Origin of the sequence: Nitrosococcus halophilus Nc 4 (genome assembly GCF_000024725.1) — a bacterium.
In the GTDB taxonomy this organism is placed as follows: Bacteria; Pseudomonadota; Gammaproteobacteria; order Nitrosococcales; family Nitrosococcaceae; genus Nitrosococcus; species Nitrosococcus halophilus.
This window is the reverse complement of the sequence record NC_013960.1, coordinates 3,820,648-3,836,288: the sequence shown is the minus strand read 5'-3', so window position 1 is coordinate 3,836,288 and position 15,641 is coordinate 3,820,648. Positions and strand designations below refer to the sequence as shown.

15 protein-coding genes and 1 other RNA gene are annotated in these 15,641 nt (G+C 52.0%); 8 read left to right on the top strand and 8 right to left on the bottom strand.

Annotated features, from left to right (window positions below; all coding sequences use genetic code 11):
* Positions 1–70: 70 nt before the first annotated feature.
* Together NHAL_RS18060 and trxA are read right to left on the bottom strand one after the other, a co-directional pair.
* Positions 71–541, bottom strand: a complete 471-nt coding sequence (locus NHAL_RS18060; protein ID WP_013034590.1) for an RT0821/Lpp0805 family surface protein — start codon at positions 539–541, stop codon at positions 71–73.
* A gap of 58 nt (positions 542–599) precedes the next feature.
* Positions 600–926: a thioredoxin TrxA gene (gene trxA / locus NHAL_RS18055; protein ID WP_013034589.1), complete on the bottom strand. Its 327-nt coding sequence runs from the start codon at positions 924–926 to the stop codon at positions 600–602.
* A 233-nt stretch (positions 927–1,159) separates the two neighbouring features.
* On the opposite strand from trxA, the gene rhlB reads away from it, so the two are divergent.
* Positions 1,160–2,431, top strand: coding sequence for an ATP-dependent RNA helicase RhlB (gene rhlB, locus NHAL_RS18050; RefSeq protein ID WP_013034588.1), 1,272 nt, complete (start codon positions 1,160–1,162; stop codon positions 2,429–2,431).
* A gap of 25 nt (positions 2,432–2,456) precedes the next feature.
* Here the strand turns inward: rhlB and NHAL_RS18045 are convergent, their stop codons facing one another.
* From NHAL_RS18045 to NHAL_RS18030, 4 genes are read right to left on the bottom strand one after another with little or no spacing between them, the layout of a single operon-like run.
* On the bottom strand, positions 2,457–3,704 hold the full coding sequence (locus NHAL_RS18045; RefSeq protein ID WP_013034587.1) for a UbiH/UbiF/VisC/COQ6 family ubiquinone biosynthesis hydroxylase: 1,248 nt from the start codon (positions 3,702–3,704) through the stop codon (positions 2,457–2,459).
* The gene (gene ubiH, locus NHAL_RS18040; protein ID WP_013034586.1) at positions 3,701–4,927 is read right to left on the bottom strand and encodes a 2-octaprenyl-6-methoxyphenyl hydroxylase; all 1,227 of its coding nucleotides are present in this window, start codon (positions 4,925–4,927) and stop codon (positions 3,701–3,703) included. Before ubiH ends, NHAL_RS18045 begins: the two co-directional genes overlap by 4 nt.
* A complete protein-coding gene (gene pepP / locus NHAL_RS18035; protein ID WP_013034585.1) occupies positions 4,924–6,255 on the bottom strand; it encodes a Xaa-Pro aminopeptidase in 1,332 nt (443 codons plus the stop codon). The genes ubiH and pepP overlap by 4 nt, the downstream gene beginning before the upstream one ends.
* Before the next feature lie 25 nt (positions 6,256–6,280).
* Positions 6,281–6,817 (bottom strand): UPF0149 family protein, encoded by a 537-nt coding sequence (locus NHAL_RS18030; RefSeq protein ID WP_013034584.1) that lies wholly within the window; start codon positions 6,815–6,817, stop codon positions 6,281–6,283.
* A 134-nt stretch (positions 6,818–6,951) separates the two neighbouring features.
* Here NHAL_RS18030 and NHAL_RS18025 point away from each other — a divergent pair, with 134 nt between their 5' ends.
* The 3 genes from NHAL_RS18025 (at position 6,952) to ssrS (ending at position 7,702) form a co-directional block, all read left to right on the top strand.
* Positions 6,952–7,161, top strand: a complete 210-nt coding sequence (locus NHAL_RS18025) for a TIGR02449 family protein (protein ID WP_013034583.1) — start codon at positions 6,952–6,954, stop codon at positions 7,159–7,161.
* Complete coding sequence (locus NHAL_RS18020) at positions 7,158–7,469, top strand: cell division protein ZapA (RefSeq protein WP_013034582.1); 312 nt, start codon at positions 7,158–7,160, stop codon at positions 7,467–7,469. The genes NHAL_RS18025 and NHAL_RS18020 overlap by 4 nt, the downstream gene beginning before the upstream one ends.
* Before the next feature lie 47 nt (positions 7,470–7,516).
* Positions 7,517–7,702: non-coding RNA, 6S RNA (gene ssrS / locus NHAL_RS20735), on the top strand.
* On the opposite strand, the gene aroE is transcribed toward ssrS, so the two are convergent.
* Both aroE and hemB read right to left on the bottom strand, forming a co-directional pair.
* Complete coding sequence (gene aroE, locus NHAL_RS18015; protein ID WP_013034581.1) at positions 7,700–8,527, bottom strand: shikimate dehydrogenase; 828 nt, start codon at positions 8,525–8,527, stop codon at positions 7,700–7,702. The genes ssrS and aroE overlap by 3 nt on opposite strands.
* An 87-nt stretch (positions 8,528–8,614) precedes the next feature.
* Entirely contained in the window at positions 8,615–9,577 is a 963-nt protein-coding gene (gene hemB, locus NHAL_RS18010) for a porphobilinogen synthase (RefSeq protein WP_049780688.1), read from the bottom strand.
* Positions 9,578–9,838: 261 nt separating this feature from the next.
* Here hemB and carA point away from each other — a divergent pair, with 261 nt between their 5' ends.
* The 4 genes from carA to rlmE all read left to right on the top strand — a co-directional run bounded on the left by carA (position 9,839) and on the right by rlmE (position 15,635).
* Positions 9,839–10,984: a glutamine-hydrolyzing carbamoyl-phosphate synthase small subunit gene (gene carA, locus NHAL_RS18005; protein WP_041355985.1), complete on the top strand. Its 1,146-nt coding sequence runs from the start codon at positions 9,839–9,841 to the stop codon at positions 10,982–10,984.
* 80 nt (positions 10,985–11,064) lie between these two features.
* A complete protein-coding gene (gene carB / locus NHAL_RS18000; RefSeq protein WP_013034578.1) occupies positions 11,065–14,286 on the top strand; it encodes a carbamoyl-phosphate synthase large subunit in 3,222 nt (1,073 codons plus the stop codon).
* Positions 14,283–14,759, top strand: a complete 477-nt coding sequence (gene greA / locus NHAL_RS17995) for a transcription elongation factor GreA (RefSeq protein ID WP_013034577.1) — start codon at positions 14,283–14,285, stop codon at positions 14,757–14,759. The genes carB and greA overlap by 4 nt, the downstream gene beginning before the upstream one ends.
* 237 nt (positions 14,760–14,996) lie before the next feature.
* Entirely contained in the window at positions 14,997–15,635 is a 639-nt protein-coding gene (gene rlmE / locus NHAL_RS17990; protein ID WP_013034576.1) for a 23S rRNA (uridine(2552)-2'-O)-methyltransferase RlmE, read from the top strand.
* The last annotated feature ends 6 nt before the right edge of the window (positions 15,636–15,641 follow it).

Genomic DNA, 15,641 nt, shown 5'->3' with positions numbered 1-15,641 from the left:
TGCCACCCATGCCCTCTAATATTAGCAGCAAAGACTTCTATAAGACTTAATAGATTAGCGGCTTCGGCGCTTATTGGATCAGTTTCCAGCTTCCATCCGGTTGTCGGCAGGCTGTCCCATAGAGCTGCTCACTCCTGCCGTCGATGGTCACTGTCTGTTGGAATTCCCGGCAATAATTGCCAGCGCTGGAGCGCCCATCACGTACTGGCGTTACCGAGCCCTGGTGTCCACTGCGAGGATTATTCCAGGTAATGGTTTCTCCAATAGGAGCATGGGTGGCTTGCTCTAGGGCTTGACGGGCCTTCATGCGATCAACATCGTCCATGGTGCGGCCAATGTTGCTTCCCACTAGAGCGCCCAGTAGGGTACCCGCGGCTGTGGCTGCCAGTTGCCCGCTTCCTGAACCAAACTGTGAGCCTAGAAGTCCCCCGCCTGCGGCGCCAAGAACCGTGCCGATGGATTCTTTTTCCCCTGTAGTGCTAGCACAGCCGACAAAGAATATACCCAGGACCATCGCAGCGGTAAGGGATCTAATTTTCATAAGCTTATCTCATTTGAATCGCGATGGCTTCTACATCATTGCTGCCATGAGAAGCCGCCTATAAATTACTGTCGATAAAGGCTGCTAGTTGCGATTTTGACAGGGCGCCCACCTTCGTCGCCTCTACATTCCCGTTTTTGAACAACATCAAAGTGGGGATACCGCGGATTCCATAGCGAGGTGGAGTCGAAGGATTCTCATCAATATTGAGTTTACAAATTTTGAGCTTGCCTTCGTATTCTTTCGCAATCTCTTCCAGAATAGGTGCAACCATTTTACAGGGTCCACACCATTCAGCCCAATAGTCCACAAGCGCAGGCTGTTCTGATTTAATCACTTCTTCCTCAAAGGTGGCGTCGGTTACTGATATGATGCGATCACTCATTGTAGGTATAACTCCAACTGTTGGATTAAAATTGTCTAGAAATTTTATACGTTATTATTTTTGCTTTAAGATTTTTGCATAAAATTTAGTTGCCTTCTTTTATGATTTATGCATAGGTTACCCTAATATAGTGAGATATAATAATGCATAATTATATAAATACGATTTCAGCGCAATTTTCGCCCATTTTCAAGCTATAAGCATAAAACCGGGTCTTTTGGTACCCAAAATTGATGTCCAATCCTCATTTTTCTGAAATTTCATTTGATGCCTTAAATCTGGCCAAACCCCTAATACAGGGGATTCAAGATGCCGGTTTTACCGTTTGTACGCCGATCCAGGCATTGACATTGCCTTTGCTACTGGCCGGTAAGGATGTAGCGGGGCAGGCCCAGACGGGGACCGGCAAGACGGCTGCCTTTTTGCTGGCGACAATGCAATACTTATTAAGAGATCTTGGTATTGAACAAGGTCAACAGCCCCGGGCGTTAATTCTAGCCCCAACTCGTGAGTTGGCTATTCAGATAAAAAAGGATGCCCAACTGCTCGGCCGTCATACCGGTTTACGATCTGTTGTTGTTTATGGTGGGGCTAATTACCGCAAACAACGCCACCTCCTAGAGCAAGGCTGTGATATCTTGATTGGTACACCAGGACGTCTCATTGATTATTACAAACAGCAGATATTCGATTTTAAAAAAGTCCAGGTCGTCGTTTTAGACGAGGCCGATCGGATGTTTGATCTGGGCTTTATTCGGGACATTCGCTACATTTTGCGTCGTCTGCCGCCACCCCATAAACGCCTCGGGATGTTGTTTTCAGCCACCCTTTCCCTGCGGGTGACGGAGCTAGCTTACGAGCATATGAACAACCCCCGTCTAGTCCAAACAGAGTCCCAGAAGGTAACCGCCGATAAAATTAAAGAAAGAGTTTATTTTCCTGCTAACGAAGAAAAAATTCCTCTATTGCTTGCCCTCCTTAAACGTCTAGCGCCCCAACATGCGATTGTGTTTGTGAATACTAAATACGCCGCTGAACAAGTCTGGGGTTACCTGGAAGGTAATGGCTTTAAAGCTGCCTTGCTTTCCGGTGACGTCCCCCAGGGCAAGCGTCAGCGCCTGCTTAAGGAATTCCAAGAGGGAAGTTATCCTATTTTGGTTGCCACGGATGTGGCGGCACGGGGTCTTCATATCCCTACGGTAACTCATGTATTTAACTATGATTTACCTCAGGATCCTGAAGACTATGTGCATCGTATAGGCCGGACTGCTCGCGCTGGAGCGAGTGGTTCGGCGGTGAGTTTTGCCTGTGAAGATTACGCCTTTTCCTTGCCTGATATTGAGGAATATATTGGTCATAAGTTGGCTCCTTTCTCGGTAGATGATGAGGCACTGTCCATACCGAAACAACCCATCTCGCTACCGCCTAGGGACAACAGGAATCTTCGCAAGGGGGGGCATCGTTCCCGCCAAAAAAAGAAGGATTCCCGGAAGGGGGGTGTTTAGCCGGCAGAAATCGCATTTAGCCCGCCTATTTTCCAGGATCAATCAATTTTGGCTTAGCCATCAGGGGCAGATCTCCGGTTAAACCGGACGCCTGGCGCATAATCAAGCATTTGACTGGGGTTGCAGCATCAGTGGCTGTAAGGCCAAGGTTGCGAATGAGGCGGACTGGAAAGAGGGTATTACCAAAAAGGCGTTTAAAACCATCCATCACCAATTGGGTGGCAAAGTTATCCCCTTTCCGCCAACGTTCAAAGCGCCGCAGGGTGGCAAGAGCGCCCAGGTCCTTCTTGCGCTTTCTGGCGGTCATCAATACTTCAGCTAGTGCGGTGGCATCCAGCAAGCCTAAGTTAACGCCTTGTCCAGCTAGGGGATGAATGGTGTGGGCCGCATCGCCAACCAGGGCCAACCGGGGTTTGGTATAAGTCTCCGCATGCCGCAGTCGCAGGGGGAAAGCGGCCCGAGGACTCACTGCTTGGATCGCCCCTAAACGATACTCAAAGGCAGCAGCGAGTGCCGCAGCAAATTCCTGTTCTTCCAAGGCCAACAAGTGGGTAGCCTCCTCGGGTGTCGTGCTCCAGACGATGGAGCAGCGATAGGGATTGTCTAAGGGCAAAAAGGCCAGCGGTCCCGGGGGAAGAAAGCATTGCCATGCTGTTTCCTGATGGGGCTTTTCAGTCTGAACCGTGGCGACTACCCCTTTTTGCTGGTAATCCCAACCCCGACTGCTAATACCCATCCACTGTCTTACCTTGGAATTGGCCCCGTCTGCGCCAATGAGCAAGCGTGCTCCTAGGCAATCGCCCCCTTCCAGTTGCAGGTAAATTTTGCGATCATCTTGGATTATTCCACTAGGGTGAGCAGGAGCATACAGGTCGATATTATCCGAACCCTCACATTGTTTTAGGAGCGCTCTTTGAATCACCCGATTTTCAATGATATGCCCTAAGCAGGGTTCTCCGATCTCAGCACTGTCAAAATGGATTTCTCCGGTGCCTGTCCCGTCCCATACATGCATTTCCCGAAAGGGGCTGATACGTTGCGCCGCCATTTCTTGCCAGGTCCCTAAGTTTTTAAAAATATTTTCGGAGGCACGGGTGATGGCGCTAACCCGAAGATCATAAGTGTCTGGAGGAACGTCCTCTAGATCAGGCGGATTGGCTTCTACCAAGGCGATTCGGAGTTTGGGGGATTGTCCTAGCGCTAATGCCAAGCAAGAGCCCGTCATGCCGGCACCGACGATGAGAACATCATAGGGGGGATGAGGTGAGGTCATAGGGCTAATCCCCGAGCCAGGCGAGGCTGCCGTACCGCAAGTCCCATGGTTTGGCGCATAAACTGCTGCTTGAGGGGAGGAAATAAATCTAAAGCTGCCAGCCCCAAGCCTCGGGCTGGGCCGAGCAAAGGATAATCATTGGAAAATAGACGTACGAGGGTATCCGTTAATCCCGTCACTAGATGTTGATCCCCCTGGCGCCATTGGGTGTAAGTGGATAAGGTCTCCGGCGCCCCAAGATCGTGGCCCGCTTTTTGGGCATCGGCAAGAGTCTGCGCCAAGGCGGCAACATCCCGGAGCCCCAGATTAAAACCTTGGCCGGCAACGGGGTGGAGGTTGTGAGCGGCATTACCGATGAGCACCGCCCGGCACGCAACTTGTTGTTGTGCTCGAAGCAACTGAAGAGGGTAGGCATGGCGTTTACCAATCCGGGTAAAACGCCCTAGGCGCTGGCCGAAGCGTTGCTGCAGGTGAGCGAGAAAGGTCTCCTTGTCCACGGCGGTAAGATAAGGGGCTTGAATATTTTTCACTGTCCAGACCAGATTACATCGTTTTTCACCCAGCGGCAGTAGCGCCAAGGGGCCGGTATCGGTGAAGCGTTCGAAAGCCCGGTATTGGTGGGAACGTTCGGTGGCTACATTGGCGATAATGGCTGTTTGGCCGTAGTCTCTCTTTTGGGTCGGAATTTGCAGCAACTGCCGCACCAGGGAGAGTCCTCCATCGGCAGCCACCAGCAAACGGGTGGAGAGGGTATGGATATGGCCATGGGAAGCAATTTGTACTTGGGTCTGGGATGCTTCAGAGACGATATTGACGACTTTGGCAGGGCAAATAAGCTCAACCTGGGGAAAGTCTTGAAGTTTTTGATAGACAATCTGGCCCAGCATCCGCACTTCTACCACGTAGCCCAATGCGGGCAGGGAAGCCTGGGCGGCATCTAGGCGGGTAACCCCAAAATGCCCCCGGTCGGAGACATGGATGTGGCGGATGGGGGTTGTTTCAGAGGCAATGGCGGACCAGCAGCCTATGCCCTCAAAAATACGGCGGGAGCCGAAGGCTAGGGCAATGGCCCGGGAATCGAAGCTAGGTTGCTCTTGAGTACTTGGGGGAACCGCTTCGATAATGCCGATGCGTAAGGGTTGGGATGCCAAGGCCAAGGCCAAGCTACTGCCAATGAGGCCACCTCCCACGATAAGTAAATCGTAGTCGAAAGGGGGGGTCATTGCATGGGTACCCGTATCTGTGAGGAGGCCATCAAGGCCTCAATCTCGTCTACTGTTTTAGGGACTGCTGCACTTAGGACTTCACAGCCCTCTTTGGTCACAAGCACATCATCCTCAATTCTGACTCCGATATTCCACCATTTTTTAGCTACTTTCTGGCTATTGGCAGGGATATACAATCCCGGTTCTACGGTTAGAGTCATGCCAGGTTCAAAAACCCGCCATTCACCATCGACTTTATAGTCCCCTACGTCATGGACGTCCATACCCAGCCAGTGCCCGGTACGATGCATATAAAAGCGGCGATAGTGTTCTTTTTTAATCAAGGTGCTCACCCGTCCTTTGAGCAGACCGAGAGCCACCAGACCCTCTGTCAGTACCCGCACGGCCGCTTCGTGGGGTTCGTTCCAGTGATTGCCGGGTCGGACCTCGGCGATGGCCGCCAGTTGTGCTTCCAGGACCAGTTCATAAATCGCTTTTTGGGCGGGGGAAAAGCGGCTGCTGGCGGGAAATGTACGGGTAATATCCGCCGCATAATAGTCATACTCGGCGCCTGCGTCCACCAAAAGCAAATCTCCTTTCCTGAGGCGGGCATTATTGTCGGTGTAGTGGAGGATACAACCATTGCCACCACTGCCTACGATAGGAGGATAGGCTGGGGCTCGGCAGCCCTGGCTAAAGAAATGGTGAAGGTACTCCGCCTCTATTTGGTATTCCATCATGCTAGGGTGGCAGAGTTGCATGGCCCGGATGTGGGCTTCAGCCGAGATCCGGGCCGCTTCACGCATGGTTTTGATTTCTTGGGCGCTTTTGATAAGACGCATTTCATGAAGTAGATGATCCAGCGCAATGAACTCGCCTGGCGGCCGCTTACCAGCACGAGAGGCCTGTCGGATCAAATTAACCCACCCGACCATACGTTGATCAAAACCGGGGTAATAGCCCATGGCGTAGTAGACCCGGGCTTTGTCTTCCATTAATCCGGGAAGAATGTCATCAATATCGGTAATGGGGAAGGCGTCGTCAGCGCCATAATCTTTGCAAGCCCCTTGAGTGCCAGCGCGGCGGCCCTCCCAGATCTCTTTCTCCGGATCCTGTTCCCGGCAAAATAGGAGATATTCCCCATGGCTGCGGCCAGGAACGAGAACGGCCACTGCTTCCGGTTCAGGGAACCCTGTTAAGTAGTAAAAATTGCTATCAGCACGGAAGGGAAAGGTCACATCTCGGTTACGGGGGTAAGTGCTTGCTGTAGGCAGGATAGCAATGCTGCCTTCCCCCATCATTTGCAACAATTGTTTACGACGGCGTGCGAATTCTTTGGCTTCCATAAGTTAAGGTGGTGATGCCTTAAAGTTAAGTTTCGGGGGGTGAGTCCCTATCGGTGGGGTGGAGACTTTCGTATACCAACAACAATCCCATGCGGAGATATTCGACCAGTTCGCTATAGGCAACCTCATCCTCATGGGTATCGGTCTCGGGGTAATGGACTGCTTTTGCAATTTTTGCGACATCTGTTAGGAATTCCTGGATGTCGTCATCTAAGATGGTTTCTTTTCCTAGCCCACCAATACCAAGGCCGTATAGGAGTCCCCGAGACCAGCTGGCAAGGGCTTCGGTGCGTTCACTAAGGGGGGCTTGGTCATCGGGGAGGAAGAGCCGTATATCCAAATCGGGGCTGTTAAGCTGCTGCTCGGTAAGTTCAAATAGCGCCGCCAGCTTTTCTTTGTCGTCGCGGCTGGCTTGGGGGGCGATCTCCTCGATCCAAGCCCCAGCGGTTTGTTTTTGTCTGGCGCAAAGAAACCCGCACAAGGACCCGTGAACTTCAGAGGGATCTGCGCACATTTCGATATTGCAGAGATCTTCTAAAAGATTAGAATAAATTTCAGCCATTTTTTAATGTTAAATTATAATATTCATCGTAACATTAATGACAACTTTAAGGTACCTTTGTGCCAATTCGGCTACTGCCGTTGACCCGCCTTTGCTGCCGCTCTATATTGGGTAAAAACAAGAGGCTACCAAGTATGGTAGAGAATACGGTTAAACAATTAGAGCGGCGAATCGATGAGTTAATCGAGCTGTGCAATCGCTTAAGGGAAGAAAACCAAGCTTTGCGTGGCCAAAACGCTGAGCTTATTTCTGAGCGGGCGAAGCTTATTGAGCAGACTGAACTTGCGCGAAGTCGGGTCGAGGCGATGATTACACGCCTAAAGTCTATGGAGCAGGCATCATGAATGATGAAGCCCAGCCGGTAGTGTTGCATATATTGGGTAAAGAATATCGGGTGGCTTGCCCACCTGGTGAGGAAGAAGCGTTATTAACAGCAGCCCGTTACCTTAACAAGAAAATGGAGGAGGTTAAAGTCGGCGGTAAAATTATCGGTGTAGAACGGGTGGCGGTGATGACGGCTTTAAACATCACCCATGAGCTGCTTAAGGAGCAAAGCCGAAAGGAAGGAGAGCGTGAGTTAAGCAAACGAATCCAAACCCTTCGGCATAAGGTTGAGGCAGCGCTGGAAGAGTGTCGCCAGGTTGATCCATAAATTAGGAATCAGGTGGCTGGATTCTGTTACAAATTAGAGTAAAATAAAGATCCCTGCGGTGTACGCCAGTGGATTGGATACTACTTGAGCCTATACTACTCGCTAGGGGGCAGGATTCGATGGTGCCAATGTGCATGTCCACCAAGTAGTGGAAAGCCTACGGCATCACGCGGAGCTCCCACTTGAACTTCTCGGTTCAAGAGCGATATTCACAGCGGCACCGCGGGGTTTTAACCTGCCATTTCCTGTCTTAGTTGCGCAATGACTGGCGCTGTTTGGGGTCGTAGCTTGCGCCAAATAAAAAACGCTTCCGCAGCTTGTTCCACTAACATGCCCAATCCATCTAAGGCTTGTGCCGCCCCTTGAGTTTGCCCCCACTTCATGAAAACGGTAGGCTCATTGCCGTACATCATGTCGTAAACCCAGCCGCCAGGGTGCAATATCCCTTGGGGAAGGGGAGGGAGTTCCCCTTGAAGGCTGCTGGCAGTAGCATTGATGATGAGATTAAAGGGGCCGCTTGCAAGTAATTCATAGCCGCCGCCGGTCACAGCACCCAATGGGCTAAATCGGGTTGCCAATTCAATGGCTTTAGCGGGGGTCCGGTTGACCACCACAAGGCGGGCGGGTTTTTCGTCCAATAGGGCTTCGATGACGCCAGCAGCTGCGCCACCGGCCCCTAGCAGTAAGAGCCGTTGATCCCTGATGAGGCCACCGTGATTCTCTATAAGATCCCGCACCAGTCCTATGCCATCGGTATTATCGCCTCGGAGCGAGCCATTTTCCTCAAGGGTGAGGGTATTGACTGCCCTAGCTCGCTGGGCCCGGGGGCTGCATTTATCCACCCGTTCCCAGGCTTCGGCTTTCAGAGGAAGGGTAATATTTAATCCTTTACCCTTTTGGTTTTGAAAGGCAGTGACGGCTTCCGCTAATTTCCCTTTTTCTACTTGGATGGCGGTATAGGTCAGATCTTGATCCGTTTGCTGGGCAAAGGCGGTATGAATTTGAGGCGATTTACTGTGGGCGATAGGATTGCCCATGACGGCGTAGCGGTCTGGCATGCTGTTCCCCTCTATTGGTGCTGTTCCCCTCTATTGGTGCTGTTCCCCTCTATTGGTGCTGTTCCCCTCTATTGGTGCTGTTCCCCTCTATTGGTTATGTAGCCAGCGCGCGGCATCTTTGGCAAAGTAGGTTAAGATGGCATCAGCCCCGGCTCGCTTCATGGAAACCAGCGATTCCATCACCACCGCTTGCCGTTCCAGCCAGCCATTCTGGGCAGCAGCAGTCAGCATGGCATATTCGCCGCTGACCTGATACACCATGGTGGGGACGCCAAAGGTTGTTTTCACCCGCCGGACGATATCGAGGTAAGGCATTCCTGGCTTGACCATGACCATATCCGCGCCCTCTTCCAAGTCTAAAGCAATTTCTTGCAGCGCTTCATCACTGTTAGCCGGATCCATTTGGTAGCTGTACTTGTCGCCACCCCCCAGGTTATTCGCCGATCCGACCGCATCCCGGAAAGGCCCATAAAAGCTGGAAGCGTATTTAGCCGAGTAGGCAAGAATCCGGGTATTGAGGTATCCAGCACTTTCCAGCGCCTGGCGAATGGCACCAATACGGCCGTCCATCATGTCGGAGGGGGCGACAATATCAGCGCCAGCTTCTGCATGGGAAAGGGCTTGCTTTACCAGAACCTCGACCGTTTCATCGTTGATGACATAACCCTGGGCATCGACAAGGCCGTCCTGGCCATGGCTGGTAAAGGGGTCTAGGGCCACATCAGTGATCACGCCCAGATGGGGAAGATGCTGTTTCAAAGCCCGTACCGCCCGCTGGGCGAGACCCTCTGGATTATAGGCTTCGCGCGCATCGTCCGACTTCCGATCCGGTGAGGTCACGGGGAACAGGGCGATGGCAGGGATACCCAAGGTGATGAGCGCTTCCGCTTCATCCAGTAAAGCATCGATGGTGACTCGCTCAATGCCCGGCATAGAAGGGACCGCCTCGCGGCGGCTGTGGCCGTCGAGGACAAACACCGGATAGATAAGATCGTCACAGTTTAGACGGGCTTCCCGCATCAACCGCCGAGAAAAATCATCCCGCCGCATGCGGCGGGGGCGGGCGCGGGGAAAAGATCGACTATTCCAAAGGCGTGTCGACAAGACTAAAATCCTCCTATTATGTCCAGTGGAAAATAAATCATCCCATAGGAAGCGGTAGCTGTCATCACGCTTGCGCATAGACACCCTAAGGGTTGGTAAAGTAAAATTTAGAACGAACATGGCGGATGGTAATTTACTATCCTAGCTATCGGGCAAGCGGGACGAGTGAAGCTGTGTCCCGCTTTTTTGTATCTGTTGGAGGTTGACTTGCGTCCTGACGCCCTACTTGCGCTCGAAGATGGCAGTATATTTCGAGGCACCGCTATTGGCTGCCCAGGGCAGACGGTGGGTGAAGTGGTATTTAACACTGCGATGACGGGATATCAAGAAATCCTGACTGACCCCTCCTATTGCCGGCAGATTGTCACCCTGACGTACCCTCATATTGGCAATGTGGGGGCCAATAGTGAAGACCGGGAATCCGACCAAGTTTATGCCAGCGGCTTGGTCATTCGTGATTATCCTGCGACTTTCAGTAACTGGCGGGCGGAAGAACCGCTAGATGCTTTTTTAGTACGGAATCAGGTAGTTGCCATTGCAGATATTGATACCCGTAAACTGACCCGCTGCCTGCGCGAACATGGTGCCCTCAATGGCTGCATCATGGCCGGTGAGGGGATTGATGAGGCAGAGGCGATAGCCCAGGCACGGGCATTCCCGGGCCTTAAGGGCATGGACCTTGCCCAAGTGGTCACGACGAGCACTTCCTATGGCTGGTCTGAGGGAAGCTGGCGTCTGGAGAAGGACGATTCTGTCTCCAGTGAGAAGACCCCAGACCGCTTTCATGTGGTGGTCTATGATTTTGGTGTTAAACATAATATTTTGCGCCTGCTTGTGGACCAGGGTTGCCGGGTAACAGTTGTGCCGGCTAGGACTTCAGCCGCTGAAGTGTTGGCTTTATCCCCCGATGGAATACTGCTCTCTAATGGGCCTGGAGACCCGGAGCCGTGCGATTATGCGATTGTGGCGATCCGGGAATTCCTGACCCAGTCCATACCGCTTTTTGGTATCTGCCTGGGTCATCAATTATTGGCGCTTGCTAGCGGGGCCACGACAGTGAAGATGAAATTTGGCCACCATGGAGCCAACCATCCGGTACAAGATCTGGCCACTGGAGAGGTGTTTATTACCAGCCAAAATCATGGCTTTGCGGTTAATGAGAGTACTTTGCCTGCGTACCTACAACCGACCCACCGTTCTCTGTTTGATGGGACCTTGCAAGGCATTCAGCACACGGATAAGCTAGCCTTTGGTTTTCAAGGACACCCTGAGGCTAGCCCTGGCCCTCGTGATATTACTCCATTATTCGATCGTTTTATCGGCCTCATGCAAGCTACCCATATCCAGCGATAGGTTCTCTCAGCCCTTGATTCAGTGTCAGTGTATGAGTATCCACCTAAGGCAGATATCGGCCCGCTGAGAACAAACTCCCTATGCCTAAACGTAGCGACATCAAAAGTATACTTATTCTCGGTGCCGGACCCATTGTTATAGGTCAGGCCTGTGAGTTTGACTATTCCGGTGCTCAAGCCTGTAAGTCCCTTAAAGCGGAAGGTTACCGGGTGATTTTGGTGAATTCTAACCCGGCCACCATCATGACTGATCCAGAAATGGCCGATGCCACTTACATTGAGCCGATCACCTGGGAAACCGTAGCCCGAATCCTTGAAAAGGAACGCCCTGATGCTTTACTGCCCACGATGGGCGGCCAAACCGCCTTGAATTGCGCCCTGGATTTGGCTCGTGAAGGAATCCTGGAGCGTTATGGCGTAGAGATGATCGGCGCGAGCGAGGACGCCATTAATAAAGCTGAAGACCGGGATCTCTTCCGGCTGGCGATGCAAAAAATTGGACTTGACGTCCCCCGTTCAGCAATTGCCTACAGCCTTGAGGAAGCACAACAGGTTCAGAGAGATTTGGGCTTCCCCATTATTATTCGACCCTCATTTACCCTGGGGGGCTCTGGGGGCGGTATTGCTTACAACCGGGAAGAATTTGTTGAGATCTGTGAGCGTGGTCTGGATCTTAGTCCCAATTCGGAACTTCTCATTGAGGAGTCGGTGTTGGGTTGGAAAGAATTCGAGATGGAAGTGGTGCGGGACTGTAAGGATAACTGCATCATCATTTGCGCTATTGAGAATTTTGACCCGATGGGGGTGCATACGGGTGATTCCATTACGGTAGCACCCGCTCAAACCCTCACGGATAAGGAATATCAGATAATGCGTGATGCGGCCATTGCGGTATTGCGCGAGATTGGGGTGGATACCGGTGGTTCCAATGTCCAGTTTGCCATTAATCCAGAAAATGGGCGGCTGATTATTATCGAAATGAATCCCCGGGTGTCCCGTTCTTCGGCCTTAGCCTCCAAAGCCACGGGTTTTCCTATTGCTAAGATCGCTGCAAAACTGGCGATTGGCTATACCTTGGACGAACTTCAGAATGAGATTACCGGGGGGCTGACTCCGGCCTCCTTCGAGCCTAGTATCGATTATGTGGTCACGAAGATACCCCGTTTTACCTTTGAGAAGTTCCCCAAAGCCGATGCCCGCTTGACCACGCAGATGAAATCAGTGGGGGAAGCGATGGCCATTGGCCGGAATTTCCAGGAATCTTTGCAGAAGGCGCTTCGGAGCCTGGAGACAGGTGCGGATGGTTTCAATGAAAAATTGAATTTAGAGGCAGAAGATACCACGGAGACTCTACGGTACCAGCTACGGGTGCCTTCCGCAGAGCGGATCTATTATCTTGCGGATGCCTTCCGTGCTGGTTTCTCCATGAGGGAGATTCATGAGTTAAGCCATATTGATCCCTGGTTCTTAGCTCAGATTCAAGAATTGGTGCAGACTGAGCAGGGATTGGGGGGCCTGTCCCTGGAGCAATTGGGGAAAGAATCGCTTTATCTTTTGAAACGTAAGGGGTTTTCGGATCGCCGTTTGGCCTTTCTCCTGGGAGTTGGAGAAGAGGAAATACGGCGGCGGCGGCATGCCCTGGGGGTGCGCCCGGTCTATAAGCGAGTGGATACGTGTGGTGCCGAATTCGCCACCACCACGGCCTACCTCTATTCCACCTATGATGAAGAGTGTGAAGCGGCCCCTAGCCAGCGCGATAAAATCATGGTGTTAGGGGGAGGACCCAACCGCATTGGCCAGGGCATCGAATTTGATTATTGCTGTGTGCACGCCGCGTTGGCACTACGGGAGGATGGCTATGAGACTATCATGGTCAACTGCAACCCAGAGACGGTTTCCACCGACTATGACACCTCCGATCGGCTATACTTCGAGCCGCTGACTCTGGAGGATGTTCTGGAAATCATTGCCCTGGAGCAACCCAAGGGGGTGATTATTCAGTATGGGGGCCAAACTCCACTCAAGCTAGCGCGAGCTCTGGAGGCAGCAGGGGCACCGATTATCGGGACCTCCCCGGACTCTATCGATTTGGCTGAGGATCGGGAGCGGTTTCAACGTCTCATTGAGCGGCTGGGCTTTAAGCAGCCTCCTAATCGTACCGCTCGCACCCAGGAAGAAGCACTCCGTTTGGCTGATGAAGTCGGCTATCCTTTGGTGGTGAGGCCCTCCTATGTGCTTGGAGGGCGAGCTATGGAGATCGTCTACAACATGGATGAGTTAAATCGGTATATGAGAGAGGCAGTGACCGTCTCTAATGATTCGCCCGTGCTGTTGGACCGTTTTTTAGATGAAGCCATTGAAGTCGATGTGGACGCCATTTGTGATGGGGAGCGAGTCATTGTGGGCGGGATTATGGAGCACATTGAGCAGGCGGGTGTTCACTCTGGTGATTCCGCCTGTGCCCTGCCGCCTTTCAGCCTGAGTGCCGCGGTGCAGGACCAATTACGGGAGCAGGTCTATAAAATGGCCCGTGAGCTTAAGGTGGTGGGGTTAATGAACACCCAGTTTGCTATTCAAGCAAATGATATCTATGTGCTTGAGGTTAACCCCCGCGCTTCCCGGACGGTGCCCTTTGTTTCTAAGGCCATTGGTGTTCCCCTCGCCAAGGTTGCGGCCCGCTGCATGATGGAGCAGAGCCTAGTCAGCCAAGGGATAACGGAGGAAGTGATACCCCACTATTTTTCGGTAAAAGAAGCGGTTTTTCCCTTTATCAAGTTTTCGGGTGTCGATCCCATTTTAGGGCCGGAAATGAAATCAACGGGCGAGGTGATGGGAACCGGGCGCTGTTTTGGAGAAGCTTTTTATAAGGCGCTTCTTGGAGCAGGGGTGGTGTTGCCTCAAGGGGGCAAAGTTTTTATTAGTGTCCGGGATGTGGATAAACAGCGGATTGTCCCCGTTGCCCAGGAGCTTGCCACATTGGGTTTCGAGCTGTTGGCAACCCGGGGGACTAGTGCGGTATTGGCGCAAGCAGGCGTTACTTGTACCCGGGTCAACAAGGTGCTTGAAGGGCAACCCCATATTGTGGATATGATAAAAAATGATGAGATTGCGCTTATTATCAATACCACTGAAGGTCGTAAAGCGGTTTCCGATTCTTATGCCATTCGCCGTTCGGCCTTACAGCACAAAGTGCCCTACACCACAACTGTTGCTGGCGCCTGGGCAACTTGCGAAGCCCTGCGCGTGGGTACAATTGATTCGGTCTATGGATTACAAGATTTACAGCGGGAGAGGAAAAAATGAGTAAGGTACCCTTGACGGAAAAAGGGGCGCAGCAGTTGCGTGAAGAGCTGCAAGAGCTTAAGACCGTGGTCAGGCCAAGGGTGGTGGCGGCTATTGCCGAAGCTCGCGCCCATGGTGATCTTAAAGAGAATGCAGAGTACCATGCTGCCCGGGAAGAACAGGGGTTTGTCGAAGGGCGGATTAGGGATCTTGAGCACCAGCTTGCCCATGCTCAGATAATTGACGTCAATAAGCTTCAAAAGGATGGTCGCGTAGTATTTGGTGTGACCGTTGATTTGGTCAACATGGATACGGATGGAGAAGTGAGCTATCAAATCGTAGGCGATTTGGAAGCTGATATTAAAGAGAATAAAATCTCTGTAAATTCTCCTATTGCCCGCGCCCTTATTGGCAAGAGAGAGGGAGATGAGGTGCAGGTGCAAGCCCCCAGTGGAGTGGTTATTTATGAGATTGCTGCCGTATGTTATAAATAAAATAACTCTATGGATAAGGACTCCAGCCTGGTATCTGGAGTCGGTGGCTCGGGGATGACTCTTCGGTTTTTTCCCCGGGGTTGGTTTTTACGTTCCTTTTTTATTTTACCGCTCCCGTCTAAATCATCTTGCTTATCCGATCGCAGAGGGTTCGGCAGCACATTTTAATTGATAGGATGGGCTTCCTTGGAGCCGTGGTAGTGGTGACGGCAACATCAATTGATTCCCCCACAAATTATGGCGAAAAACAAGGGTCATAGCGCCCGTTGGTTACGGGAACATTTCCGTGATCCCTATGTCACAAAGGCTAAGGCGCAAGGATATCGATCCCGGGCTGTTTTTAAGCTACAAGAGATAGATACCCGAGAGCGTCTATTACGCCCAAGCATGGTGGTAGTAGATCTCGGCGCGGCTCCAGGAGGCTGGTCCCAGTGGGCAATTGAACAGGTTGGAGCACAGGGTCAAGTGATTGCCCTGGATATTCTTCCCATGGTTCCCCCCGCTGGGGTACAGTTCATCCAGGGAGATTTTTGCGAGGATAATGTTCTGGCTGAGTTACAGAATACCCTCGCAGGCCGTGTGGTAGATCTTGTAATGTCGGATATGGCTCCTAATATGAGCGGTATGGCGGCAGTAGATCAACCCCGCGCTATCTACCTTGGGGAATTGGCACTCGCCTTTGCCCAAGAGCATTTAGGTCCGGAGGGCTCGTTTCTACTTAAAACCTTCCAAGGTGAGGGGTTTGAGGCACTTTATGAGGCAATACGTCAGGAGTTTTCTGGAGTGCGAATTAAGAAGCCGTCGGCCTCACGAGGGCGTAGCCGCGAGGTCTATATCGTCGCCAGGCGGCCACGGAGGAACAATGGCGCGGGATGAGGCTGG

Coding starts and splice junctions, on each gene's coding strand:
- NHAL_RS18060 (WP_013034590.1), bottom strand. CDS start 541: ATGAAAATTAGATCCCTTACCGCTGCGATGGTCCTGGGTATATTCTTT.
- trxA (WP_013034589.1), bottom strand. CDS start 926: ATGAGTGATCGCATCATATCAGTAACCGACGCCACCTTTGAGGAAGAA.
- rhlB (WP_013034588.1), top strand. CDS start 1,160: ATGTCCAATCCTCATTTTTCTGAAATTTCATTTGATGCCTTAAATCTG.
- NHAL_RS18045 (WP_013034587.1), bottom strand. CDS start 3,704: ATGACCTCACCTCATCCCCCCTATGATGTTCTCATCGTCGGTGCCGGC.
- ubiH (WP_013034586.1), bottom strand. CDS start 4,927: ATGACCCCCCCTTTCGACTACGATTTACTTATCGTGGGAGGTGGCCTC.
- pepP (WP_013034585.1), bottom strand. CDS start 6,255: ATGGAAGCCAAAGAATTCGCACGCCGTCGTAAACAATTGTTGCAAATG.
- NHAL_RS18030 (WP_013034584.1), bottom strand. CDS start 6,817: ATGGCTGAAATTTATTCTAATCTTTTAGAAGATCTCTGCAATATCGAA.
- NHAL_RS18025 (WP_013034583.1), top strand. CDS start 6,952: ATGGTAGAGAATACGGTTAAACAATTAGAGCGGCGAATCGATGAGTTA.
- NHAL_RS18020 (WP_013034582.1), top strand. CDS start 7,158: ATGAATGATGAAGCCCAGCCGGTAGTGTTGCATATATTGGGTAAAGAA.
- aroE (WP_013034581.1), bottom strand. CDS start 8,527: ATGCCAGACCGCTACGCCGTCATGGGCAATCCTATCGCCCACAGTAAA.
- hemB (WP_049780688.1), bottom strand. CDS start 9,577: ATGCGGCGGGATGATTTTTCTCGGCGGTTGATGCGGGAAGCCCGTCTA.
- carB (WP_013034578.1), top strand. CDS start 11,065: ATGCCTAAACGTAGCGACATCAAAAGTATACTTATTCTCGGTGCCGGA.
- greA (WP_013034577.1), top strand. CDS start 14,283: ATGAGTAAGGTACCCTTGACGGAAAAAGGGGCGCAGCAGTTGCGTGAA.
- rlmE (WP_013034576.1), top strand. CDS start 14,997: ATGGCGAAAAACAAGGGTCATAGCGCCCGTTGGTTACGGGAACATTTC.